Source organism: Actinomadura sp. NPDC049382, assembly GCF_040677125.1.
GTDB lineage: Bacteria > Actinomycetota > Actinomycetes > Streptosporangiales > Streptosporangiaceae > Spirillospora > Spirillospora geliboluensis.
Genome location: NZ_JBFARO010000001.1, coordinates 114,893 through 137,622 on the forward strand (window position 1 = coordinate 114,893; position 22,730 = coordinate 137,622).

22 protein-coding genes are annotated in these 22,730 nt (G+C 72.4%); 5 read left to right on the top strand and 17 right to left on the bottom strand.

Going from position 1 to position 22,730, the window contains the following annotated elements:
- Positions 1-56 precede the first annotated feature (56 nt).
- Positions 57-794, top strand: a complete 738-nt coding sequence (locus tag AB0K34_RS00550; RefSeq protein WP_138635844.1) for an FCD domain-containing protein — start codon at positions 57-59, stop codon at positions 792-794.
- A gap of 18 nt (positions 795-812) precedes the next feature.
- Here AB0K34_RS00550 and AB0K34_RS00555 read toward each other — a convergent pair whose 3' ends face one another.
- The 9 genes from AB0K34_RS00555 to AB0K34_RS00595 all read right to left on the bottom strand — a co-directional run bounded on the left by AB0K34_RS00555 (position 813) and on the right by AB0K34_RS00595 (position 11,265).
- Positions 813-2,024, bottom strand: coding sequence for a cytochrome P450 (locus AB0K34_RS00555; RefSeq protein ID WP_364544282.1), 1,212 nt, complete (start codon positions 2,022-2,024; stop codon positions 813-815).
- 8 nt (positions 2,025-2,032) lie between these two features.
- Complete coding sequence (locus AB0K34_RS00560; RefSeq protein WP_301175676.1) at positions 2,033-3,298, bottom strand: amidohydrolase family protein; 1,266 nt, start codon at positions 3,296-3,298, stop codon at positions 2,033-2,035.
- A complete protein-coding gene (locus tag AB0K34_RS00565; RefSeq protein WP_205719173.1) occupies positions 3,298-4,092 on the bottom strand; it encodes a class II aldolase/adducin family protein in 795 nt (264 codons plus the stop codon). The genes AB0K34_RS00560 and AB0K34_RS00565 overlap by 1 nt, the downstream gene beginning before the upstream one ends.
- 15 nt (positions 4,093-4,107) lie before the next feature.
- Positions 4,108-5,334 carry an ABC transporter substrate-binding protein gene (locus AB0K34_RS00570; RefSeq protein ID WP_301175677.1) on the bottom strand — a complete coding sequence of 409 codons (1,227 nt, stop codon included), beginning with the start codon at positions 5,332-5,334 and terminating at the stop codon, positions 4,108-4,110.
- A gap of 10 nt (positions 5,335-5,344) precedes the next feature.
- A complete protein-coding gene (locus AB0K34_RS00575) occupies positions 5,345-6,493 on the bottom strand; it encodes an alcohol dehydrogenase catalytic domain-containing protein (protein WP_301175678.1) in 1,149 nt (382 codons plus the stop codon).
- Positions 6,494-6,563: 70 nt separating this feature from the next.
- Positions 6,564-7,109 (bottom strand): HD domain-containing protein, encoded by a 546-nt coding sequence (locus AB0K34_RS00580; protein ID WP_138642130.1) that lies wholly within the window; start codon positions 7,107-7,109, stop codon positions 6,564-6,566.
- Positions 7,110-7,117: 8 nt separating this feature from the next.
- Positions 7,118-8,776: a thiamine pyrophosphate-binding protein gene (locus tag AB0K34_RS00585; protein ID WP_301175679.1), complete on the bottom strand. Its 1,659-nt coding sequence runs from the start codon at positions 8,774-8,776 to the stop codon at positions 7,118-7,120.
- 448 nt (positions 8,777-9,224) lie between these two features.
- On the bottom strand, positions 9,225-10,601 hold the full coding sequence (gdhA, locus tag AB0K34_RS00590) for an NADP-specific glutamate dehydrogenase (RefSeq protein WP_301175680.1): 1,377 nt from the start codon (positions 10,599-10,601) through the stop codon (positions 9,225-9,227).
- A gap of 295 nt (positions 10,602-10,896) precedes the next feature.
- On the bottom strand, positions 10,897-11,265 hold the full coding sequence (locus AB0K34_RS00595) for a DUF488 family protein (RefSeq protein ID WP_301175681.1): 369 nt from the start codon (positions 11,263-11,265) through the stop codon (positions 10,897-10,899).
- 83 nt (positions 11,266-11,348) lie between these two features.
- Here AB0K34_RS00595 and AB0K34_RS00600 point away from each other — a divergent pair, with 83 nt between their 5' ends.
- The gene (locus tag AB0K34_RS00600; RefSeq protein WP_301175682.1) at positions 11,349-12,596 is read left to right on the top strand and encodes an MFS transporter; all 1,248 of its coding nucleotides are present in this window, start codon (positions 11,349-11,351) and stop codon (positions 12,594-12,596) included.
- Between the two features lie 7 nt (positions 12,597-12,603).
- Here AB0K34_RS00600 and AB0K34_RS00605 read toward each other — a convergent pair whose 3' ends face one another.
- Positions 12,604-12,864: a hypothetical protein gene (locus AB0K34_RS00605; RefSeq protein ID WP_301175683.1), complete on the bottom strand. Its 261-nt coding sequence runs from the start codon at positions 12,862-12,864 to the stop codon at positions 12,604-12,606.
- An 84-nt stretch (positions 12,865-12,948) separates the two neighbouring features.
- Here AB0K34_RS00605 and AB0K34_RS00610 point away from each other — a divergent pair, with 84 nt between their 5' ends.
- Positions 12,949-13,143 carry a hypothetical protein gene (locus tag AB0K34_RS00610; protein ID WP_301175684.1) on the top strand — a complete coding sequence of 65 codons (195 nt, stop codon included), beginning with the start codon at positions 12,949-12,951 and terminating at the stop codon, positions 13,141-13,143.
- Positions 13,144-13,241: 98 nt separating this feature from the next.
- Here AB0K34_RS00610 and AB0K34_RS00615 read toward each other — a convergent pair whose 3' ends face one another.
- Both AB0K34_RS00615 and AB0K34_RS00620 read right to left on the bottom strand, forming a co-directional pair.
- Entirely contained in the window at positions 13,242-14,039 is a 798-nt protein-coding gene (locus AB0K34_RS00615; RefSeq protein WP_301175685.1) for a hypothetical protein, read from the bottom strand.
- Positions 14,040-14,048: 9 nt separating this feature from the next.
- A complete protein-coding gene (locus tag AB0K34_RS00620) occupies positions 14,049-14,303 on the bottom strand; it encodes a hypothetical protein (RefSeq protein WP_301175686.1) in 255 nt (84 codons plus the stop codon).
- A gap of 393 nt (positions 14,304-14,696) precedes the next feature.
- Between AB0K34_RS00620 and AB0K34_RS00625 the strand changes: the two genes are divergently transcribed.
- The gene (locus AB0K34_RS00625) at positions 14,697-15,929 is read left to right on the top strand and encodes a helix-turn-helix domain-containing protein (protein ID WP_301175687.1); all 1,233 of its coding nucleotides are present in this window, start codon (positions 14,697-14,699) and stop codon (positions 15,927-15,929) included.
- 401 nt (positions 15,930-16,330) lie between these two features.
- A complete protein-coding gene (def, locus tag AB0K34_RS00630; RefSeq protein WP_138640586.1) occupies positions 16,331-16,864 on the top strand; it encodes a peptide deformylase in 534 nt (177 codons plus the stop codon).
- A 7-nt stretch (positions 16,865-16,871) separates the two neighbouring features.
- Here the strand turns inward: def and AB0K34_RS00635 are convergent, their stop codons facing one another.
- The 5 genes from AB0K34_RS00635 to AB0K34_RS00655 all read right to left on the bottom strand — a co-directional run bounded on the left by AB0K34_RS00635 (position 16,872) and on the right by AB0K34_RS00655 (position 22,654).
- Positions 16,872-18,410 (bottom strand): CocE/NonD family hydrolase, encoded by a 1,539-nt coding sequence (locus tag AB0K34_RS00635; RefSeq protein ID WP_205719583.1) that lies wholly within the window; start codon positions 18,408-18,410, stop codon positions 16,872-16,874.
- Positions 18,411-18,524: 114 nt separating this feature from the next.
- Positions 18,525-19,640, bottom strand: coding sequence for a hypothetical protein (locus AB0K34_RS00640; RefSeq protein WP_138640587.1), 1,116 nt, complete (start codon positions 19,638-19,640; stop codon positions 18,525-18,527).
- A 60-nt stretch (positions 19,641-19,700) separates the two neighbouring features.
- On the bottom strand, positions 19,701-20,303 hold the full coding sequence (locus tag AB0K34_RS00645; RefSeq protein ID WP_301175688.1) for a DJ-1/PfpI family protein: 603 nt from the start codon (positions 20,301-20,303) through the stop codon (positions 19,701-19,703).
- On the bottom strand, positions 20,300-21,250 hold the full coding sequence (locus AB0K34_RS00650; RefSeq protein WP_138640589.1) for a DJ-1/PfpI family protein: 951 nt from the start codon (positions 21,248-21,250) through the stop codon (positions 20,300-20,302). Before AB0K34_RS00650 ends, AB0K34_RS00645 begins: the two co-directional genes overlap by 4 nt.
- A gap of 54 nt (positions 21,251-21,304) precedes the next feature.
- Complete coding sequence (locus tag AB0K34_RS00655; protein WP_138640590.1) at positions 21,305-22,654, bottom strand: LCP family protein; 1,350 nt, start codon at positions 22,652-22,654, stop codon at positions 21,305-21,307.
- Between the last annotated feature and the right edge of the window lie 76 nt (positions 22,655-22,730).

Consider the following 22,730-nt stretch of genomic DNA (forward strand, 5'->3'; position numbering starts at 1 on the left):
ATGCTAAGATTTAGATGTTAAGGGCCGTTCGGCCCATCTCACTCATCACCGGGGGAATGGTGAACGGAACGCGCCCGGCGCGCATCCGGCAGCCCCGGCTCGCCGACATGGTCGCCTCCGTCCTGCGCGAGCGCATCGTCAGCGGCGAGCTGGCGGACGGCGAGATCATCGGCCCGCAGGACGACCTGCTCGCCGAGTTCGGGGTCAGCAAGCCGTCCATGCGGGAGGCGCTCCGGATCCTGGAGTCCGAGGGCCTCATCACCGTGCTGCGCGGCAACAAGGGCGGCGCGGTCGTGCACGTGCCGCGGACGGAGACGGCCGCGCAGGCCATCGACCTGGTGCTGCGGTCGCGGCAGTCGGCGCCCGATGACATCGCGGTCGCGCTGGTGCGGCTCGAACCGGTGTGCGCGGGGCTGTGCGCCGAGCGTCCCGACCGGGCGACCAGCGTGATCCCGGCGCTGGAGGCGGCGCAGCGGGACGTCGAGGCCAACCTGGACGACCTGATCGGGTTCGTGCGGGCGGCGCGGGAGTTCCACGCGCAGCTCGTGTTCGGGTGCGGGAACGCCGCGATGGCGGTCGCGGTGGGCGCGCTCGAACGGCTCTGGACCACCGCCGAGCAGGAGTGGGCGGGCGCCGCCGCCGGGCGCGGCGAGTTCCCCGGGCTCGACCAGCGCTCCGACGGGGTGCGGGCGCACCACCGGCTGATCAAGCTGATCGCGGACGGTGACGCCGCGGGCGCCGAGCGCGCCGCGCGGCGCCACCTGACCGCGGCCCAGTGCCACGTCCTGAACTAGTCACAGCGCCTGAACTAGTCACACCGACCAGGCGATCGGCAGCGCGGACGGCCCCCACATCATGAAGGAGTCGACGCGGGTCGGCTCGCCGTCCAGGCGTAGGTCGGGCAGGCGCTCGCCTAGGAGGCGCAGAGAGATGCGTGCTTCCAGGCGGGCGAGTGCAGCGCCGGGGCAGAAGTACTGGCCCACGCCGAAGGAGAGGTGCCGGCGGCGTAGGTCGTTCAGGTCACGGTCCAGGCGGAACGTGTCGGGGTCTTCCCACGCGTCAGGGTCTCTGTTGGCGGACGCGTAGAGGCCCTGCACCTTGGAGTTCTCCGGGATCTCCACGCCGTGCAGGACGACCGCTCGTGTGTTGGTGCGGTACAGGCCGAGGACGGGCGGGTCGTAGCGGAGGCTCTCCTCTACGGCCGCGTCCACCAGGTCGGGGTTCGCTCGGACGTCCTCCCATAGGCCGAGGTCTAGAAGGCGCCACACCGCGTTCGCTATGAGGGACGTTGTGGTCTCGTTGCCTCCTACTAGGAGCAGCAGGATGAGCGGCAGCAACTCCTCGTCGGTGAACGGGCGGCCGTCGTTCTCGGCGGTGAGGAGGGCGGTGAGCAGGTCGTCCGGCAGCGCCTCGGGTCCGCCGGCGGCCAGGGTCTCGCGGCGCTCCGCCAGGATCCCGCCGAAGTAGGCGTCGATCTTGGCTCGGGCCGCGCCCTGGACGGCCGGGTCGGCGGCGTTCTGCCCGGCCATGAACTGGTCCGACCACGCCTTGAAGTCGGCCCGGTCGGCGGACGGCACGCCGAGGATCTTCGCGATCACCAGGACGGGCAGCGGCACCGCGAACGCCTCGCACAGGTCGGCGCGGCCGTCCGCGGCGAAGCCGTCGACCAGGCCGGCGGCGGTCGCGGTGATCCAGTCCTCCAGCGCGGCGGTGCGTCGGGCCGTGAACGCCGAGGTCACCAGCTTCCGGTAGACGGTGTGCTCCGGCGGGTCGGACTTCAGCCCGCCCTCCCGCACGTAGATCGGGCCCTGCCCCCACTCCGACGACCAGAGGCCCCAGTCGTCGAAGAACGCGGTGACGTCGGCGTGCCGCGACAGCGTGTAGAAGCCGCCGTCGCCGAACCCCGCGTGGTGGTGCACCGGGCACTTCTCGCGCAGCGCGCGGTGTGCGGGGGCGGGGGCCTCCAGCACCTCCGGGGAGAACGGGTCGTACTCCCCGGAGGCGCCGGAACCCGCTGGGCGCATGACGGTCATCAGAACGCGTTCGGGTCGGCCTGGACCTCGGCCGGGACGGGGTGCCGGTACAGCTCCGCCGCGTTCTGCCAGGTGAAGCGGCGCACGTCCGCCTCGGGCAGCCCGCCGATCTCCGACTCGATGACCGCCTGGGTGTCCGGCCACGTCGAGTCGCAGTGCGGGTAGTCGCTCTCCAGCAGGATGTTCTCCACGCCGATGCGGTCGCGCAGCGCGAACGACGACTGGTCCTCGACGGCGCAGAACCAGAAGTTGCGCTTGAGGACCTCCGCCGGGGTGAGCCCGATGTCCTTCGTCCACGTCCCGTACATGTCGTGGTAGCTGAGCATGTGGTCGAGGCGGTCCATGAGCCCGGCGACCCAGCCGATGCCGCCCTCGCTCAGGCAGATCTTCAGGTCCGGGTAGCGGACGGGCAGCAGCGAGTACAGCCAGTCGACGGCGGCGAACATCGCGTACCCGAAGAACAGCACGCCGACCGTGTCCGGCGGGGCGTCGTCGGCGGTCGCCGGAGACGTCCCCGACGACCCGATGTGCAGGTTCACGACCGTGCCCGTCTCCGCGCACGCCCGCATGATCGGGTCCCAGTACCCGGTGTGCAGGGACGGCAGCCCGAGCTTCTGCGGCGCCTCGGAGAACGTCACCGCCTTGAAGCCGCGCTCGGCGTTGCGGCGGATCTCCTCCGCGCCGAGCTCGGGGTCCAGCAGCCACGGGATCTGGCACGGGATGATCCGGTCCGGGTAGGAGCCGGCCCATTCCTCCAGGTGCCAGTCGTTCCAGGCCCGCACAGACGCCAGCGCCAGCTCGTTGTCGGACGTCGTGAGCTGGAGCCGCTGCCCCGCGAACCCCGGCAGGAACGACGGGAAGTTCAGCGACGCGTAGATGCCGGCGAGGTCCATGTCCTTGATGCGGTGGTGGATGTCCCACGCGCCGCGCCGCATCTCGTCGAACCGGGACGGCTCGAAGCTGTACTCCGACACGGGACGCCCGACGACCGCGTTGAAGCCGACGTTCGGGAAGTCCTGCCCGTCGTACACCCACACCTCGGCGCCGCCGTCGCGCTCCACGACCTTCGGCGCGCGGTCGGCGAACTTCGCCGGCAGGCGGCCCTCGAACGTGTTCGGCGGCTCCACGATGTGGTCGTCCACGGAGATGACGGTGTACTTGCGGTCGCGCCGCTCGGGCTCCGGCAGCCAGGTGGGCCCCTCGGCGCCCTTGCCGCCGGTCGTGAAGCTCGTGTTGGCGGCGAGGTCGTCGATGTTGATGCTCATCAGTCCACCACCTCCGGGTGGTCGCGGAGCAGTGCGCGCACCGCCCCGTTCCAGAAGAAGTCGGTTCCGCGTTCGAGGAGCGACGCCTTCATGCTGCGTCGCAGGCTAGGGGCCACGAGCGTGTGATCGCGACCCGAGACCAGCACGTCGTACATCAGCCGGCACTGCCGGTCGAGGGTCGCGGACCGGTACGTCGCCTCCTCCACCGACGGACCGGTCACGATGACGCCGTGGTTGGCGAGCAGCACCACCGACTTGTCGCCGATCCGGTCGGCGAGGTCGGCGCCGAGGTCGGCGGTGGCGACCTCGCCGGTGTACTCGTCCACGAAGGCCAGGTCGCCGTCGAACATCGACCCGGTCTGGTGCAGGAACTCCGGCAGGACGCCGAGCGCCGCGAGCACCGTCGCGTAGTACGGGTGGTTGTGCACCACGGCCCGCACGTCGGGGCGGCGGCGGTGCAACTCGGTGTGGATGTGGATGGCGGGGGTGACGTCCCACTTGCCGTCGAGGACCTCCGCGTCCGGCGACACCCGGCAGATGTCGGACGCGGAGATCTCCTCCCACCACAGGCCCCACGGGTTGATCAGCAGGTCCTCGGTGCCGTCCACCCGGACGGTGATGTGGCCCGCGATGTTCTCGCTGAACCCCGACCGCCCGAGGATGCGGAACGCGCACGCCAGCTTCTGCCGGTCGTCGAGGTCCCTGCCGATCGGCGGCATCACCCGGGGCGTCCACTCGGCGGCGCCTCCGGCGACCGGCCGCGGCGCGGGGCGAGGCCCGACGTCCAATGTCACGGTTCCTCCCATCTGTCAGCCGCAGGCCGGCTGGTACACCGGCCACTGCCGACCCGGCTGGCTGTTCTCGAACTGCATGAGGATCAGGCCGCAGAGCCCGTCGGTGCCGCTGTGCTTGCCCGGCTTGAACGACAGGGTGTAGCCCTTCTGCCCGAAGGACGACGGGTACCCGGACACCTTCTCCAGGCCCGTGTTGATGGCCTCGCCGTCCGGCTTCGACCCGGCCTGCTCGATCGCCTTCGCGAGCATCCCGATCGCGTCGTACGCCTGCGCGTCGTAGGCCGTCACGCTGACCGCGCCGCCGCGCTTGCCGGACAGGAACTTCGCCAGCGCCGCCGTCTTCTCGTTCTCCTGCGTGATCGACCCGACGAAGACGAGCTTGTCGAGCGCGCCGGGCTTGGCCTGCTTCCACAGGTCCGGCTGGTTGCCGATGGACGCGAGCGAGAACCGGTCGGCGTCCGGGATGAGCTGGTGCGTCGTGTTGTGGACGAGCACCTCCATCTGCCCGCCGAGCGCCGCGACGAGCATCGCGTCCGGCTTCGCCTGCTTGATCCGGGTGACCTGCGCGGTGACGTCGCTGGTGTCGACCGGCGCCGTCTCCGTCGCGACGACCTGGATCCCCGCCTCCTTGATCGGGGTCATCAGCGCCTTCTCCATCCCGGCGATGGACGCGCTGTCGTCCTTGAACAGGGCGAGCCGCTTGTATCCGGCCTTCGTGAACGCCTCCGCGTAGACCTTCCCGAAGTCCTCGGTCGGGTTCGCGAGCGAGTACGTGTAGGCCGAGTTCGGGCCGTCCCCGATCCCGGGCGTGATGTTCACCGGCGCGATCGCGGGCACCTTCTGCTGCTTGAGCAGGGCCTGCACCTGCAGCACCGACTGCCCGCCGGAGTTCATGATGATCGCCTGCGCGCCCTGGCTGAGCAGCTGCCGGACGACGGTCGGCGCCTTCGTCGCGTCGTTGTCGTCGCTCTTGACGATCAGCTTGAGCTTCTTGCCGCCGATGCCGCCCTTGTCGTTGACCTCGGCGACCGCGTCCTTGATCGTCTTGCCGACGATCCCGGCGTAGGCGGCGGCGCCGCCGGAGGTGTCCTGGTCCATGCCGATGACGATCGTGCCGTCGTCGGCCTGGACGGAGCCGGAGCCGGACGCGCACGCGGCCGCCGCGAGCGCGGGCAGCAGCGCCGTCGCCAGCGCCGCGGCCTTGCCCGCTCTGCCGCGCGGCCTCGGGAAGTTTCCTGCCATGGGGTCCCTCCTAGGGGTGGGGTGGAGGCGGGGGGACGGGATCGGGAGTGATCACGACGCTGACCGCGCCGCCCGAGGCGCCGCCGGGGGCGGCGAGGGTCTCGATGGCCCGGGCCGCGTCGGGGAGGGCGAAGGTGTGGGTGACGAGGCGGTGCAGCGGCCGGTCGCCCGCCGCGATCAGCGCGACCGCCCGCCGGAACGAGGCGTGCCCCGCCGCCCGGACGCCCTGCACGCGCAGCCCCTTCAGGACCACGTCGTCGCTGACGAAGCCCGGTACGGGCCGCCCGTTCTTGAGCCCGGCGAGGACCACCGTCCCGCCGGGCCGGACGATCGCCATCGCGTCCAGCACGGTCGTGGGGTCGTTCGACGCGACGTCGACCACCACGTCCACCGGGACGCCGCCGGTCAGCGCCCGGACCCGCTCCGGGACGCCGCCGCCGTCGGCCACCACGGCGGCGGTCGCGCCCAGCTCGAGCGCCAGGTCCAGCTTGTGCCGGTCGGCCGCCAGCCCGGTGACGATCACCGGGTCGGCTCCCGCCGCCCGCGCGGCCAGCAAGCACGCCAGCCCGCGCTGCCCGGCGCCGAGCACCACCACGCAGTCGCCCGCGCGGGTGCCGGGCACCTCGACCGCCCACTCGACGCCGGCCGCGAGCGCGTTGAACGTGGCGGCGACCGTCGGGTCCACGTCGTCCGGCAGCCGGTGCAGGACGCTGTTCGGATGCAGGTACATGCGGTCGGCGAACCCGCCCCACAGCGCGGGCGGGATCTTGGCGGGGACGAACCCGTAGCTCATCGGGAAGTGCTCCCAGCCGGCGCACAGCACGTACCGGCCCGACCGGCAGTCCCGGCACGCCCCGCACGGCAGCGCCGGCTCGACCGCGACCCGGTCACCCTCCGCGAGCCCCCAGCGCGCCGCCGCCCGCGCCCCGATCGCCGCGATCCGCCCGACCGGCTCATGGCCGGGGACGAACGGCGAGGTCGGGCCGATCGTGTCGAGCAGCGCGCCGCTGTACTCCTCGACGTCCGTCCCGCAGATCCCGCACGCCTCCACGGCGAGCAGCGCGTCGTCGGGGCCGACGTCGGGGAGCGGCAGCTCCACGAGGTCGAGGGTGCGCGGAGCCCGCTGCAGCACGGCGCGGGCCGCCCCCGCTCTCGTCATTTGGCGATGCTCCGGGTCATGCGGTGATGCCGGGTCATGTGGCGATGCCGGGTCATGTGGCGATGCCGGGTCATTTGGTGATGGTCCGGGTACCGCCGAACACGCGGCGGACGCGGGGCGCGAAGTGCTCCAGCGTCGGCGTGTCGAAGCCTGGGTCGAACGCGACCTGGTCCCACTCGTCGGCGAACCGGATCGCGTCGGCGTACCAGGGCTCGTCCTTGAACATCTCCCGCTCGGCCGGGTCCCAGCCGAAGTGCTCGCCGTAGTGCGCGGCCTCGAACGTCTGGTGCGCGTGGACGATCCGGTAGACCTCCTCGCACACGTACGGCCGCAGGATCTCCGCCGCGACCGCCGCGTGGTTCGCCGTGGAGATCACCTTGCCCATGTCGTGGCACAGCGCCGCGACGACCAGCTCGTCGTCCGCGCCCGCCGCCTCCGCGTGCGCCGCCGTCTGCAGCGAGTGCTGGAGCTGGTCGACCGCGTACCCGTCGGTGAACGCCGCGAGCGCGGCCAGCATCGGCAGCACCCGCTCGGGCGCCCGCTCCTGCGTCTTCAGGGTCTCCCCGCGGATGTGCAGCCACTGCTCGCGGGTGCCCTGGTCCATTCGAGTGAACATGTGCCTCCTTACCGGTAGCGCGGCCGGAAGTCCGGATCCGCGGGATCGAGCCCGTTCTCGTGCTCGGCGAACCACCGGGTCCGCACCGCCCGGGTCAACCGGGCGTCGACGAGCACCGGGCCGGACGGGTCGGCGATCAGTCCCTTCAGGTCGTCCAGCTCACCGGGCGTCCGGACGGTCGCGGCCCGCGCCCCGAACGCCCGCGCCACCGCGGCGAAGTCGGGCCGCGGGATCAGCGACAGGCCGGTGTCCATGCCGCGGTGCAGCATGTTGTGGTACTCGTAGCCGAACGCGGCGTCGTTCATGACGACGACCACGAGCCGCACGCCGCGGCGCACCGCCGTGTCCAGTTCGGCGAGGTTCATCATCAGCGCGCCGTCCCCGGTGACGGCCAGCGTCACCCGCTCGGGCCGCGCCGTCGCCGCACCGATCGCGGACGCGAGGCCGAGCCCGATCGAGCCGAAGTTCACCGGGAACACGAACCCCTGCGGATCGGGCACCGACAGGCCGCGGGACGGCTCGGACAGCGCCGCGTGCCCGCCCTCGACGACCACCGTCCGCTCGCGCGGGACCATCCGCTCCAGCGCGGCGACCACGGTGTGCAGGTCGAGGCCGGTCTCGTCACCGCCGTCGGGGTACTCGGACCCGTAGACGTAGTCGCCGAGCCGTTTCGCGATGTCGTCCGTCCGCCAGCCGGTCTTGGGCTCGGCCGTCTCGGCGAGCATCGCGGCCAGCGCCCCGGCGTCGCCCAGGACGCGCAGGTCGGCGGGTGTCTCGAACGCTTCGGGGCGGACGTCGTTGTGCACGATGACCGGGTTCCCGGCGAGCATCCGGCCGCCGTCCAGGGTGAACGAGTTCAGGGATGCGCCGACCGCCAGCAGGAGGTCGGACTCGCGGATCAGCTCACGTCCGAGCGTCGTGGCGAAGCCTCCGCACACGCCGATGTCGAACGGCTCACCGGTGAAGAAGCCCTTGGCCTTCAGCGTGGTGGCCAGGAGGGCGCCCGTCCGCGCGCCGAGCGCGACCAGCTCGTCCCGCGCGTGCATGGCGCCCCGTCCGGCCACGATCACGGGACACTCCGCCTTCCCGAGCAGCTCCGCGACCCGCGCGACCTCCTCGGCCCTGGGCGGCGGCGCGGGCGTGCGATCCTCGCGGAACGTTCCAGGGTCGTGCCCGGCCTCGCGATCCAGCAGCGGCGTGGGGACGTTCAGCACGATCGGCCGCCGCTCGGTGAACGCCCGCCGCACCGCCCGCACGGCGTCCGCCACGGCCGACTCCGCCGAGTGCACCCACTGCACGCCCGCCCCGGTCGGGCCGACCACGTCCTCCTGGTCGATGGCCTGCGGGTTGCGCAGGTCGCCCGGCGGGGTGTCGGCGGCGACGAGCAGCAGCGGCGTCCGGGCCCGCGCGGCCTCCGTCAGCGCGGTCACCGCGTTGGTCAGCGCCGGCCCGTGCGTGACGGTCGCGACCCCGAGCCGCCCACCGGCCCGCGCGTACCCGTCGGCCATGAGCACGGCCCCGTCCTCACGCGCCGCCGCGACGTAGTCGGCCCCGTGCTCGCGGACGAGCACGTCCACGATCGGCAGGTTCCCGTCGCCGAGCACCCCGAACAGGCACGAAACGCCATGCGCCGCGAGCACCCCCGCCACCGCCTCGGCCACCCGCATCCGCGCCTCCCAGCACTCTCGGCACTGGTAGGGACTATCTTATAAAAGAAAGCATTCAGTCAAGAGTCCCCCGAGCCACAGTTGGCCGGCAAACACCCCGCTCCCACGCACGCCCAAGGGCGCATGACATGCGCGAAGAGGACGAGAAGCCGGACCAAGAGGCGCTGCACAAGGCGCGTGAGCAAGGAACTGGACGCGTGAGTGAAGAGCTGGACGCGTGAGTGGGGAGCTGGGGGCGACCGCTGGCTGAGCGCGTGGGCGCGGGGCTGGGCGCGTGATCGCTGGCTGAGCGTAGGAAGCAGGGGGTGGGTGCCGTGCGCGAGGGCTGGGCGCTGGCGTGGCGGGGAGAAAGGGGCGGGGGGTGCGCGGAGCTTGGGCCGTGGAGGGAGCGGCCGGTGGGAGCGGGGCCCTCGCCGTTGAAGGCGCCCGTCCCGGAGGCGGGGACCGGTTAGATGAGGCCCTGGGCGAGCATGGCCTCGGCGACGCGCTCGAAGCCGGCGATGTTGGCGCCGACGACGTAGTCGCCGGGGGCGCCGTAGCGTTCGGCGGTCTCGTAGCAGGTGTCGTGGATGTTCGTCATGATCGTCGACAGCTCCTCCTCCACGCGGGAGAAGGACCAGGCGGCGCGGCTGGCGTTCTGCCGCATCTCCAGGGCGCTGACGGCGACGCCGCCGGCGTTGGCGGCCTTGCCGGGGCCGAACGCGACGCCCGCGTCCTGGAAGATGTGCACGGCCTCCGGCGTGGTCGGCATGTTGGCGCCCTCGGACACCGCCTTGACGCCGTTGCGGACGAGGATCCGCGCGGCCTCCGCGTCCAGCTCGTTCTGGGTCGCGGACGGGAGCGCGATGTCGGCCGGGACGTCCCATACTCGGCCGCCGGGGACGAACCGGGCGGACGCGCCGCGCGCCTCGGCGTAGTCGGAGACGCGGCCCCGGTCGACCTCCTTGACGTGCTTGAGCAGGTCGAGGTCGATGCCCTTCTCGTCCACGACGTAGCCGCTGGAGTCGGACACGGTGACGACGTTGGCGCCGAGCTGCTGGGCCTTCTCGATCGTGTAGATCGCGACGTTGCCGGAGCCGGACACGACGATCTGCTGGCCGTCGAGGTCCTCCTTGCGGCGGCGGAGCATCTCGGCGGTGAACATGACGTTGCCGTAGCCGGTGGCCTCCGTCCGGCCGGCGGAGCCGCCCCACAGCGCGCCCTTGCCGGTCAGCATGCCCGCCTCCCAGCGGTTCGTGACGCGGCGGTACTGGCCGAACAGGTAGCCGATCTCGCGGCCGCCGACGCCGATGTCGCCGGCGGGGACGTCGGTGTGCTCGCCGACGTGGCGGTACAGCTCGGTCATGAACGACTGGCAGAACCGCATGACCTCCTCGTCGGAGCGGCCGTGCGGGTCGAAGTCGCTGCCGCCCTTGCCGCCGCCGATGCCGAGGCCCGTCAGCGCATTCTTGAAGATCTGCTCGAAGCCGAGGAACTTCACGATGCCGAGGTTCACGGTCGGGTGGAAGCGGAGCCCTCCCTTGTACGGCCCGAGCGCGCCGTTGAACTCGACGCGGAAGCCGCGGTTGACGTGGATCACGCCGTTGTCGTCCTGCCAGGGCACCCGGAACATGATCTGGCGCTCGGGCTCGATCATCCGCTCGACCATCTTGGCGGCGGCCAGCCCCGGCCGGGCCGCCAGCACCGGGCCGAGGGATTCGAGCACCTCGTGGACGGCCTGGTGAAACTCCGGCTCGCCCGGGTCCCGGTGGAGGACCCTGTCATAGGACTCCTCCAGGATGGCCAGGGTCTCGGGTGGCGCCGGCAGACGGGGGGCCAGTGGCATGGTGTGGTTCCTTCCTTCAGACCCCTCCACTCTAAAACCTGTGTTTCACCGCCTGAGACCGCCTGTCCGCAGGTCGGAACCCGTCCCCGGCCGACGAGGCGCCGGGCCGCGTCCTCCCTGGGCGGGGACGCGGCCCGGCGTGTCGCGGGGACGTTCCGGTCAGGCGGGGCACCGCTTCCACGCGAGGTGGCAGGTCGTCTTGACGCCGGCATCAAGTCGCGCCGGAAATTCAAAGCATCGTTCAGAGCGCCCGCGCGTCGGGGTGCGCCGCGGTCGCTGAAGGGGTGGGCGGTGGTCAGCCTGGGGTGCGGAGGTGGGTGGCCAGGACGGCGGCCTGGCTGTGGTCGATGTCCTTTGTCGCGGTGAGGAGGGTGATCGTGCCGCGGGCGGCGAGGGCGCGGAGACGGTCGAGGGCGGCGGCGCGGTCGGGGTCGCGCAGCTCGGCGTCGTAGCGGGCGGTGAACTCCTCGAACCTGTCCACGTCGTGGCCGTACCACTTGCGCAGCTCGGTCGAGGGGGCGACGTCCTTCTCCCACTCGTCCAGGCGGGCCTTGTCCTTCGACAGCCCGCGCGGCCACACGCGGTCGACCAGGATCCGCTTGCCGTCCTCGGACGACGCCTGGTCGTACACCCTGCGCAGCCTGACCTCCGTGCTTCCTGCCATCACGACCTCCTCAAGCCCGTCCTATACCCTGCCCGCCGCCGTGATGCGCGGATTCTGTCGGTGCCGGGCCGTAGTGTCGCCGCGTGGCGGAGGCGACGGACGCGACGCGGACGCCGTTATGGCGGCTCACCCCGGTGCAGCGGCTGCTCGAAGGGGGCGCGCTGCTGAACTCGCTCGCGTTCTTCGCGGCGATGCCGTTCGCGCCGCTGTACCTGAGCGAGCACACGGGGTTCGGCAAGCCCGCCGTGGGCGCGGTCGTCGGAGCGGTCGCGCTCGTCGCGGCGTTCGGCGGGCTGCTCGGCGGGATGGTCGTCGACCGGCTCGGGGCGGTGCCGCTGATGCGGGCCGGGCTCGTCTGCTACGTGGTCGTGTACGGGCTGCTGGCCACGGTCCGCGGCGCCGCGCCGATCGTGGTGCTGTTCCTGCTGCTGGGCGTGGCGCGGCTGATGGTGGAGCCGGGCGCGAAGAAGCTGCTGTCGCACGCGGCCGACGACGAGGGCCGCATGTTCCGGGTGCGGTACATGACGCTGTGCGCGGGCGCCATCGGCGGGCCCGCGATCGGCGGCGCGCTGTACCACGTGGGCCCGGTGGCGTTCTTCGCCGTCCCCGCGTTCTTCTACGCGTCCTACCTGGTCCTGGTGCTGGTGCGGAACCGCGACCTGGTCGCGCTGCAACCGCGCGACGGGGCGGGGCCGGGCTCCGGGCCCTCGGCGCGGCAGTCGGCGGCGGCCACCCTCCGCGACCGGCGGCTCCTCGCGGTCGTCGCCGGCGGCATCGTGGTGTTCTTCGTCTTCTCGCAGCTCGAGTCGATGATCCCGCTGTACATGAAGGCGCGGTACGGCGACCGGACGGAGGGGTACTTCGCCGTCCTGTTCATCACGAACGCCGTGCTGGCGCTGGCCCTGCAGCTGCCGATCGACCGGGTGTCGGGCCGGGTCGGCCGCACCGCCATGACCGTGCTGGGGGCGGCGAACTTCACGCTGGCGTTCGCCTGCTTCTGGGCGAGCCCGTCCGGCCTGGCGTGGCTGTACGCCGGGATCGTCTTCTGGACGGTCGGCGAGGGCATCCTGCTGCCGATGCCCGACATGGCCGTCCACGAGATGGCGTCCGACGAGCACAAGGGCGCCTACTTCGGCCTGTCGGAGGTGCGGCAGCTCGGCTTCTTCCTCGGCCCGTTCGCGGGCGGGTTCCTGCTGGACGCCGGCACGGCGCCCTACTTCCTCGTCATGGGCACGGCCGTGTTCCTGTGCGTCCCGCTGCTGGCCCGGCGGGGCGCCGGCGCGCGGCGGGCCGTCGGCGAGGGCGCGGTGGAGCCGGCGTCCGCCGGGTGAGGGGCCGTCACGGCGCGGGGCTGCGCGGCGGTTCCGGGGCGCCGGGCCGGGCCGCGGTGGTGCGGCGGGCGAACTCGGCGGCGGCGGTGCGCCGGGCGAACTCGCCGGCGAGGGCGCGGCCGAGGACGTCGTCGTCGGGGCGGTGCCGCTCCAGGTACTCCAGGGCCTCGGCGAGTTCGCCGGTGGTCAGCCGGCGCACCGGCTTCCCGGCCCAGCGGGGCGGCCGCCGGTCGGCGGCGCCCGGTGCCGCGCGCGGTGCTGAGTTCATGTTCCTGCCCTTTCAATTCCGGTGTCGGTAATGGCGCGGCGCGGCGGCGGGTGCCGCATTCACCGCGTCGAATAGGATCGCCGCGTGCATTGGTGGAGCCAGCAGGCGTGCGACGCGGCCGCGGAGGCGCAGGCCGCCGACCCCTCCCCGGGAAATCTCATGGCGGCCGCCCAGGTGCAGGCGCTCGTCTCGCTGGCCGAGGCACTGCACCGTATCGCGGCCACCCTGGAGGAGCGGGACGACATCGATTCCGCCCCGGGCCCCCTCCGGTCGAAATAGCACGTCCTGCCGGAATGGCGCGGCCCGCGAAAAAGGGCGCCCTTCCGCGAAAAATACCGGTGCGCCCGCTGGCGGACGCACCGGTATCTCCCGGGGTGTCAGACGTCGCTGAACGACTTGCGCTCCGTCCGGCCGCCCGTGCTCGCGGCGAGCCGGGAGGTCTTGGCGACGGGCGGCCGCGGCGGCGGCACGGTCTCCACGAGGTGGTCGGTGTCGTGCGCCGGGGCGCGCTCCTCCGGCGCGGGCGGGCGGGGCTCGTCCCGGGGGCGGTCCCGCAGCCGGCGCGCGGCCTGCCGGAGGGCGCGCTCGCCGACCAGCCGGGTGAGCTCCAGGCCCCAGCAGTCCAGCTTGTCGGCGTCGGTGAGGTCCTCGCGGCTGCTCAGTTCGGCGGCGAGGCCGCCGAGCCGCTGCGCCTCGGCCAGGTCGAACTCGCGCATCAGGTGGCAGCACAGCTCGGCGAGGGCCGCGTGGTCGCGTTCGAACGACAGCCCCGACAGGTCGTTGTGCGACAGCCTGCTGAGCGCGCGCTTGCGCTCCAGTTCGGTGTCGGTGAGCCGGAGGATGCCGTTGAGGACGGAGACGGGGCCGGTGCCGGCGGTCCGGCTCTGGGCGGGGGCGAACGACATCCGCAGCACGGCCGCGGACCCGAGCCCGGCGGCGATCACCCGGACGACCATGAGGCTCGCCGGGGGCGTGGTGTCGGGCAGCCCGAACGTCCAGCCGGCGGCGGTGACCGCGATCAGCGCGACGATGGACGCGCTGCCGTTGACGAAGACGAACAGCAGGCCGCCCGGCGACAGGGCGGCGGAGACGGGCTTGTCGCGGTAGCGCGCGACCAGTTCGGCGAGGCCGATCGCGCCGCCGATCAGGGCGGCGAGGAGCATTTCGAGGGTCATGGCCGTCCTTTACGCGCTGCGGGCGGTGAGCCGGCCGAACGGGGAGTCCTCGCGCCGGTCGCGGCGGGGCAGCACGGCGGCGGCGGGACGGCGCCGGGCGGCCAGTTCGGTGCGCTCGACCTCCAGGAAGACCAGCAGCCATTCCGCCGGGCCGGCGGCGAGTCCGGTGTGGGTGCGCAGGGCCTGCTCGCGGGCGCCGAGAAAGGCCAGCAGCCAGCCGGTGGGGCCGGACGCCCCGGCGGCGGCACGAATTCGTGAATGCATGGGGGAGACCATTTCGCAGCCGGCCCCGGAAGTCGACTTCCTTCGGGTCAAGTCTTCGCGGCGCGGGGCGAATGACCGGCCATTGTCGGTACGTCGGGAAGGTCCGGTAGACGATACCGATCTCCGCCCTATTGGGAGGTAATCCGTCGCGGTTTGGCCCGTCCGGGGAATAGCTTTGCGAAGAATTCCGGTTCGGCGCCCGGAGGTCCGCCGCAGGGAGATCGTTTTTCCCGGCGCGGGCGTCCGGGCGGGCCCGGGAGAGGCCGTGCCCGCGGGCCGCGCGACACGCCGGGCGGCGTGTCCGCGACTGTCAGCCGGGTGACAAGCGGGGGCCGCCGAAACTTTCCGTGCCCGTCTATCGCCGGACCGTCGCCGCGCCGGACCCTGGTGGCCATGAGCCGGAAGAGGACGTCCACCGCCGCGGACATCCCGCTCGCCGCGCTCCCGGTGGAGGTCGCGAGTCCGATGCTGCCGCATCTGGAGGCGGCGGCGGTGGAGATGGTGGAGGAGATCCAGGGCCTCGTCCCGGAGTACGCGCGCCCGCCGGAGAGCCGCTACGGGCGGCGGATGCGGTGGGCCGTGGAGGAGACCGTCCGGCAGTTCGTCGACGCGATCGGCCGGCCCGGCATGGAGTGGGAGAAGGTCACCGGCATCTTCGAGGAGATCGGCGCGTACGAGGCGCGCAAGGGCCGCAGCCTGGACGGCCTGCAGACCGCGATCCGGGTGAGCGGGCAGGTCGCGTGCCGCCGGTTCATCAAGGACGCGCGCCGGCTGGACTGGTCGCTGGACACCCTCGGCCAGATCACCGAGTCGCTGTTCGTGTTCCTGGAGCGCATCGCGGGCGCGGCCGGGCAGGGCTACGCGCGGGCGCAGGGCGAGCTGGCGGGCGAGCGGGAGCGGTTCCGGCGGCGGCTCCGCGACCTGCTGGTGATGGACCCGCCGGCCAGCGCGGAGGCGATCGAGGAGGTGGCGCGGTCGGCGGGCTGGCCGGTGCCGCGGACGCTCGCCGCGGTGGCGGTCGCCGTCCGCCCGGACGCGGACGGGGCCGTCCCGGTGCTGCCGCCCCCGTTCCTCGCCGACTGGGACGCGGCCGAGCCGTACCTGATCTGCCCGGACCCGGACGGCCCCGGCCGCGACCGGATGCCGGCGGCGCTCAAGGGGACGCTGTCGGCGGCGATCGGGCCGGCCGTCCCGCCGGCGAGGGCGGCGATGTCGCTGCGCTGGGCACGGCGGGGGCTCGCGCTGGTCGAGCGGGGCGTCCTGCCGGGCAAGGAGCCGCTGCGCTGCCTGGACCACCTGCCGAGCCTGGTGGCGGCGCAGAGCGAGGAACTGCTCGACCTGGCGCTCGACGGCCGGCTCGCGCCGCTGATGAAGTTGCCGCCGCACCGCAGGGACGCGCTGTCGCGGACGCTGCTGACCTACATGGAGTGCCGGGACAACGCGGTGGCGGCGGCGGAGCGGCTGCTGGTGCACGAGCAGACCGTCCGGTACCGGATCCGGCGGCTGGAGGAGACGCTCGGCGGGGTGATGCTCGACCCGGACCGGCGCATCGAGCTGCTGCTGCTCCTGCACCATCTCGTCCGGCTCGCGCCGGGCGACCGGCGGCTGTCCCCCGGCGGCGCGTGAGCCGCGCACGAAACCGCGAAAGGGGGGACGGAGGGGCCACTCCCCCCGAAGTGACCCCTCTCCCCCCGTTCCGCCGTGCCGGCCCCGGGTGCTCTCACAGGACCGGCCGCTCCCCCCGAAGCGGCTCGCAGCGGCCGGCGGCGGATGGGAAGAAGGTAGCGAGGAAGCTCCGGCCGGTTCGAGGATTCGACCCGCCGCATCGACAAGCGGGCGACTGTGTGCGACGAACGGACCACGCTTCGCGTTCGGCCGGGATGCGGCGGCCCGAAACGGGGCGCGTGCGCCGGGTGTACGCACGGTGTGATCGCGTCTGCGTAGGCTTGTCCTCCGGAGACCGTTGCGGGACGCGGGTCCGGGCGGGCCGCGGGAGCCGGTCCGGCCGGCGGGGGAGGCGCGAGACGATGGCGGGACGCGTGCGGCCGATCACGCTGGTGGGGACGCCCGTCCTGCATCAGGCGTGCCGGCCGGTCGAGGAGTTCGACGAGGCGCTGCGGGAGCTGGCCGACGACATGTTCGCCAGCATGTACGAAGCGGACGGTGTCGGCCTGGCCGCGAACCAGATCGGCGTGGATCTGCGTGTCTTCGTCTACGACTGCCCTGACGCGGACGGTGAGCGCCGCAAGGGCGCTGTTGTGAATCCCGTCCTGGAACTGCCGGCGCTGGGCGACCGGCGGTTGGACGACGATGAGGAAGGGTGCCTTTCCGTACCGGGCCCTCATGCGCGTCTGGCGCGTCCTGACCACGCGACCGTGCACGGCTTCGACATCAGGGGTGCGGCCATCACGGTAGAGGGGACGGGGTTGCTCGCACGCTGCCTTCAGCACGAGACAGACCACCTTGAGGGCAAGCTCTACATCGACCGGCTCTCGGCCAGGTCCCGCAAGAAGGTGCTCAAGGAGTTCGAGGCACTCCGCGCGGAGAACGCCGCAGGCTGACGGCGCGCTAGCCGCGCCATACGGGGAGATGGATCGCGGACGGGTGGTCCTCGTCCCGCAGGATCTCGAACCGGGTGCGGCGGGACGCGACGGCCTGGCCGGCGGGCTCGCCGGTGCCGTGGTTGCGGGCGAAGCGGGGGAACGCGCCGCCCGCGAGCATGACGCGCAGCCGGTGCCCGCGCAGGAACCGGTACGCGGTCGGGTGCATCTCGATCTCGGCCCGGACCACGCCTTCGTCTCTGATGCGGAGGATGCCGTCGGTGACGTTGCGGGAGACGCCGTCGCGGTCGACGTCGCAGAGGCGGATGAACAAGTCGCCGTGGCCGGTGCTCGTCCGGACGTGGATCGTCGCCGCGACCGGGCCGATCAGGTCGAGGTCGCCGTCCAGGGGCGCGCTCGTCAGGACGGCCACGTCGTCGCGCTGCTCGATGCGCGTGTTGTCGCGCTGCCCGCCCTTGCCGGGTGACAGGAGCGGCCCGCCGACGGTCGGAGTGGGGTCGAGAGGGTCGTAGGTGAACGTGGCCGGGTCACTGTTGGGCGGGACGTCCCAGACGAGGCTGCGGGACAGGTAGAGCGGCGTGGGCTTGGTCTCGGGCGGGGGCCATTGGTCGAAGTCCAGCCACTGGTCTGCCTTCTGCAGGTGGAGCCTTACCGGCGCCCTGCGCAGCTGGGCCTTGTCGCCGTTCAAATGAGCGTTCAGCCAGGACACCTGGTCGGCGACCATCGCGCGGAGGGCTTTGGTGTCATGTCCCCATGGGCCGATGGTGATGCGCACCTGCCGTCCGGCTTCTTGGAGGGCGGTGAAGTCGCGCAGTTGGCCGCGTAGGAAGAGGTCCCACCAGCCCGTCACCATCGTGGTCGGCGTGGCGGTGCCGGGGACCGCGGCGCTGTGGTCGGTCTCCTCCCAGAACGTGTCACCCGGCTCCGCGTGGGCGGTTACCTCGCGCAGGAACGATTCGGGACGTCCGATGGCGGCGGTGTCGGCTTCCCCCACGGGGAGGTAGCGCATCGCCTGCCGGACGCGCCTGTCGTGGGCCGGTTTCTGGAACGGGGTCCTCTTGTCGTCCTGCGTGCCCATCAACGACGACCAGACGAGCGTGTTGTGGAGGGCGAGCGCACCACCCGGATAGAAGGAGCTCACGAATTCGGACGCGGTGATGCCGAGCCCCAGCGCCTCCAGCGGAGGGTCTGCGTAGGGCGCGACGGCCCACTCGGCGAAGCCGAGGTAGCTCGCGCCCACCATGGCCACCTTGCCGTCGCACCACGGTTGGTCACGGAGCCACTTGAGCGTCGCCAGGCCGTCCTCCTTCTCGGTGTGGAAGGCGTGGAACTCGCCGCCCGATCCGAGGACGCCGCGCACGTTCTGGATGACGACCTGGAAGCCGCGCCTCGCGAGGACCCCGGCGTACAGCCGCATCACGGGCTGCCGCTTGCCGTACGGGGTGCGGATGAGGACGGCGGGCATCGGCCCCGCCCCGCGCGGCCGGTACAGGTCGGCGACGAGTTCGACTCCGTCCGGCATGGGGACGCGCAGGTCACGGGCCATGCGTACGTCCGGTGAAGGCACCTCTGGGAGCCCGAAGAGGCGGTCTACGAGTCGTCCCATCACAGCCATGCGCGCGCCCTCCCGGTTCCCTGCCTAAGGAGAATGATCGCAGCGCTAGGGAGTCAGGTGGCGTTCGTACTCGTAGAGGACGCCCGCGAACTCGCCCGTCGGCATCTCGCAGGCGTGCCCCGGCAGCCACAGGTGCTCCAGCCGGACGGTCTGGACGTCGACCCGCAAATGGCACGCGTTCCCCGTGTGCTCCCAGCCGGGACGCGCGGAACGAACGACCTCCAGATGGTGCCGGTGGCTCTGCACGTCGTGGAGCAAGAACGCGGTCAGGACGTGGCGCGGCCCGTGCACGGTCTGCGTGAACGTGCTCGCGGTGGACGCTGCCGTCTCCAGGTCGACCCCGGAATCGGCCAGTTCGGGGAAGAACACCCGCACGTGCCGGACGACACCCTCGATCTCGATCGGCTGGCAAGGGAGCCGTAGGACGGCATCCGGGTCGATGTAGCCGTGCACCGGAACACCAGCGATGACGCCCGCCCACGCCCCCGGGATGGCGCTGACGAAGCGGGCCTGGGTCAAGGTGTTGCCCAGTTCCGCCATGAGGCGCTCCGGGTCGATGCCGCGCGGCATGAAGGTCTTGGTGCCTCCGCGCAGCCGCGTACCGGCCTCGTCAAGGACGGCCAGGTCGGCCCAGCACGGGCCTGAGGCCGTCTCCAGGACGCCGTGCGGGAGGCAGGCGTCCGGGTGCGGGGTCAGCCCGGCCATGTCCTCCAGCATGGCGCGCGGCGACTGGATGAGCCCCCAGCCCTGCGTCCGGTGGGAGACCGAGCCGAGGGCCAGGGAACTCGCCACCGGTTCGCCGTTGCGCGGCTCGCCGAGGACCCGTTCGAGGCTCCGCCGGCTCCGCAGCGAGCCGATCTGGTGGAGGTACTCGTCCAGGCACCGCCGCAGGACGTCCGGGTCGAGGTCGCAGGACGCCCACCCGCCGACGTCCCGCACGTGGACCATCGCGCCGTCGAAGTCGAGGCGGTGGTAGCGGTACTGCTCCTGCCAGGGCGCGGACGAACCGCCGCCCAGCCGGCCCCGGGCGCGGGCGATCGCGGAGACGTCCTCGCCCAGGTCGTTGAGGAGAAAGTCGCGCAGCGGGGCGTGCAGTGGATCGGTCTCCACCGCCACCCGCCCGCCCTCGCTGCGGAACCGCACCGGAAGCGACATCACCATTTCCGTGATTATGCCGATAAGCGAAGATCATCACGGAATGTTCCTTCCGATCGAGGGCGATCAGACGGGTTCGTCGGCCAGGTACGGCGGCGCGGGGTCGTACTGGATGTAGCGGCGCACCGCGCGCGCGTGGTCGCGGCCGTGGGTGCGTCCGATCAGCCACAGCGCCATGTCGATGCCCGCGGAGACCCCCTGGCTGGTGACGAGGTTCCCGTCCACGACGTAGCGGGCGTCGCGGACGACCGTCACGTCACCCTGCGCTTCCAGGGTGTCCTCCTCCGACCAGTGGGTCGCGACCCTCCGCCCCTTGGCCGGGCCCGCCGCGTGCAGCAGGAACGCTCCGGTGCAGACGCTCGCCACCCAGTCGGCCTGTTCGGCGGTCTTCGCTATCCAGCCCGTCACCGCCCGGTTGTGCGGCTGGGTCAGCCTTGCGCCCCGCCCACCGGGGACCAGGAGGACGTCCAGCTTCGGGTGGTCGTCCAGGGTGCGGTCTGGCAGGACCCTCATTCCCTTGGCGCAGCGCACCGGCTCCGTCCGCTCGGCGACGAGGAACGCCTCGTCGCCTTGGCCGCGCACCATCGCCGACGCCGTGAACACCTCCCACGGCCCCGCGAAGTCGAGTTCCTCCGCGTCCTCGAACACCAGCAGCCCGTACGTGGTCATGCGTACTCCCTCGTCCCTCGGAATCGGTCCCTGTAGTCGGACGGCGCGACACCGACATGCCGGTGGAACGCCCTGCGCAGCGTCTCGCCCGTCCCGAAGCCGAGCCGGCGGGCCAGCGTCTCCACGGGCTCGTCGCCCTCCACGAGCGCCCGCTGCGCCGCCTCGATCCGGATCCGCTCGACGTACGCGGCGGGCGGCACGCCCACCTCGGCGGTGAACCTGCGCTGCAGGTGCCGCGCGCTCAGCCCGGACCGCTCGGCCAGGTCGGCGATCGTGTGCCGGGCGCCCGGATCGGCCTGGACGGACGACACCGCCGCCCGGATCGGGTCCGTCGCGGGCTGCGCCGACCACAGCGGGACGCTGAACTGCGACTGGCTGCCCGGCCGCCGCAGGAACATCACCAGTTCCCGCGCCACCGCGTGCGCCGCGTCCCGGCCGAGGTCGTCCTCCACCATGGCGAGGGCGAGGTCCATCCCGGCCGTGACGCCGGCGGACGTCCAGACGTTGCCGTCCCGGATGAAGATCGGGTCGCAGTCGACGTCGAGCCGCGGGTACTCCGCCCCGAGCTGCCGCGCGCGGGCCCAGTGCGTGGTGACGCGGCGCCCGTCCAGCACCCCGGCCTCGGCGAGCAGCAGCGCGCCGCTGCACACGGACGCGACCCGCCGCGCGGTGGCCGCGGCCTCCGCGACCCAGCGCACGAGCGCCGTGTCCCGCCGCGCCCGGTCGACCCCGGTACCGCCGGCCACGACGAGCGTGTCGACGCTCCCGGGCGCCAGGTCGGCGATGCCGAGGCCCGCGTGCACCGGCAGCCCGCCGGACGACCGCACCGGCCCCGGCCGCGGCGCGGCGACCAGGCATTCGTACCGGCCGGTGTGCTCGAAGACCTCGTGCGGCCCGGCCAGGTCCAGGACCTGGAACCCGTCATAGATCACGAACGCGACGCGCATGCCTCCAGGGTGGGTGCGCGCCGTTCATGGCGTCAACGACGGGCACCCCACAGATCACGCCACCTTCTCGCACACGGTGTCGCTGGCCCGGCTCTCCCCGCGCTGGACGGGGATGCCGCCGGACGTCCGGATCTGGGTGAAACCCGTCCCGATGACCAGGTCGACGGCACCGGCCGGCGTCTTCGCGCGCAGCGCGACCTTCGCACCCGGCAGAAGCCCGGTGAGCGCGCGCGCCTGCGGCTCCGCACCCGTTCCGTACCGGACGTAGGTCGCCTGCGTCCCGGTGGACAGGTTGCCGACCCCGGTCACCTGCCAGCCTTCGTCCCGGAGCTGCGCCGCGACCTGCGCGGCGCGCCCCTCCACGCCGGACGCGTTGAGCACCCGCACCTTCCCCGGCGGCGCGCTCGGTTTCGGCGCCTTCGATTCGTTCTGCGCGGGCACGACCTTGTCGTTGCGGATCGCCTCGAAGAACTGGTCGGACGCCGGACGGGCCAGCGCCACGCGGTTCTTGTCCAGCGGGTAGGCGCCCGACGGCACGGTCACGAAGCGGAGCTTGCCGGCGCTCAGCTCGCGCATCCCCTGCGCGATCTTCACCATCTCCGAGGCGGTCAGCCTCTTGTCCGTCGTCAACGACTCCGCCGTGGCGCTGAGCAGCTCGTTCAGCCGCCCCGGATCGGTGAGGACGCCCGCGCTCATCGCCTCCTTGGCCAGCGCACCGAAGAAGTGCTGCTGCCGCTTGATGCGCGCGGTGTCACTCTTGTCGCCGAACCCCTTGCGGCTGCGCACGTACGCGAGGGCCTGCTCCCCCTTCAGCCTGTGCGGGCCCTTGGTGAGGTCGAGCCCGGAGTCCTTGTCGTGGACGTCACCCAAGACGCACACGGGAACGCCGCCGACCGCGGTGGCGATCCGCTTGAACCCCACGAAGTCGACCTGCACGAAGTGGTCGATGTGGATCCTCGTGAGCTGCTCGATGGTCTTCACCGTGCAGGCGGGTCCCGCGTGGGCCATCGCCTCGTTCAGCATGGCGACGCTCTTGCCGGGCGCCTTCGTCCCGTCCTTGCGGGTGCACGCCGGGATGGGGACCATCAGGTCGCGCGGGAAGCTGACGGCCAGCGCCTGCCCGCCGCCCGGCGACAGGTGCAGCAGCAGCATCGTGTCGGACGCCGGCGGCTTGTTCCGCAGGCCCCGCCCGTACTTGGCGTTGTCGCCCGCGCGCGTGTCGGAGCCCATCACCATGATGTTCCGCGCGCTGTTCAGCTTCTTCGGCCGGTTGCCGCCGAGCAGCTTGTCCACGTCCTCGTGCTGGACCGCGTTCTGCAGCTTCCAGTAGTACCCGTACGCGGACAGGCTGCCCGCCACCATCACCACCGCCGTCGCGACGGCGAGCCATGCCAGCAGCTTCATGACGCCTCCCGGAGATGTATCTCCCTTCGCCGCCGTCCACGTTCACGGCGCATGGCACGACCACTTCGCGACCGGA

Coding starts and splice junctions, on each gene's coding strand:
- AB0K34_RS00655 (WP_138640590.1), bottom strand. CDS start 22,654: ATGAAGCTGCTGGCATGGCTCGCCGTCGCGACGGCGGTGGTGATGGTG.
- AB0K34_RS00615 (WP_301175685.1), bottom strand. CDS start 14,039: ATGACCCTCGAAATGCTCCTCGCCGCCCTGATCGGCGGCGCGATCGGC.
- AB0K34_RS00585 (WP_301175679.1), bottom strand. CDS start 8,776: ATGCGGGTGGCCGAGGCGGTGGCGGGGGTGCTCGCGGCGCATGGCGTT.
- AB0K34_RS00580 (WP_138642130.1), bottom strand. CDS start 7,109: ATGTTCACTCGAATGGACCAGGGCACCCGCGAGCAGTGGCTGCACATC.
- AB0K34_RS00645 (WP_301175688.1), bottom strand. CDS start 20,303: ATGACCACGTACGGGCTGCTGGTGTTCGAGGACGCGGAGGAACTCGAC.
- AB0K34_RS00550 (WP_138635844.1), top strand. CDS start 57: ATGGTGAACGGAACGCGCCCGGCGCGCATCCGGCAGCCCCGGCTCGCC.
- AB0K34_RS00555 (WP_364544282.1), bottom strand. CDS start 2,024: ATGCGCCCAGCGGGTTCCGGCGCCTCCGGGGAGTACGACCCGTTCTCC.
- AB0K34_RS00620 (WP_301175686.1), bottom strand. CDS start 14,303: ATGCATTCACGAATTCGTGCCGCCGCCGGGGCGTCCGGCCCCACCGGC.
- AB0K34_RS00635 (WP_205719583.1), bottom strand. CDS start 18,410: ATGGCCCGTGACCTGCGCGTCCCCATGCCGGACGGAGTCGAACTCGTC.
- AB0K34_RS00605 (WP_301175683.1), bottom strand. CDS start 12,864: ATGAACTCAGCACCGCGCGCGGCACCGGGCGCCGCCGACCGGCGGCCG.
- gdhA (WP_301175680.1), bottom strand. CDS start 10,601: ATGCCACTGGCCCCCCGTCTGCCGGCGCCACCCGAGACCCTGGCCATC.
- AB0K34_RS00625 (WP_301175687.1), top strand. CDS start 14,697: ATGAGCCGGAAGAGGACGTCCACCGCCGCGGACATCCCGCTCGCCGCG.
- AB0K34_RS00595 (WP_301175681.1), bottom strand. CDS start 11,265: ATGGCAGGAAGCACGGAGGTCAGGCTGCGCAGGGTGTACGACCAGGCG.
- AB0K34_RS00640 (WP_138640587.1), bottom strand. CDS start 19,640: ATGGTGATGTCGCTTCCGGTGCGGTTCCGCAGCGAGGGCGGGCGGGTG.
- AB0K34_RS00650 (WP_138640589.1), bottom strand. CDS start 21,250: ATGCGCGTCGCGTTCGTGATCTATGACGGGTTCCAGGTCCTGGACCTG.
- AB0K34_RS00575 (WP_301175678.1), bottom strand. CDS start 6,493: ATGACGAGAGCGGGGGCGGCCCGCGCCGTGCTGCAGCGGGCTCCGCGC.
- AB0K34_RS00560 (WP_301175676.1), bottom strand. CDS start 3,298: ATGAGCATCAACATCGACGACCTCGCCGCCAACACGAGCTTCACGACC.
- def (WP_138640586.1), top strand. CDS start 16,331: ATGGCGGGACGCGTGCGGCCGATCACGCTGGTGGGGACGCCCGTCCTG.
- AB0K34_RS00570 (WP_301175677.1), bottom strand. CDS start 5,334: ATGGCAGGAAACTTCCCGAGGCCGCGCGGCAGAGCGGGCAAGGCCGCG.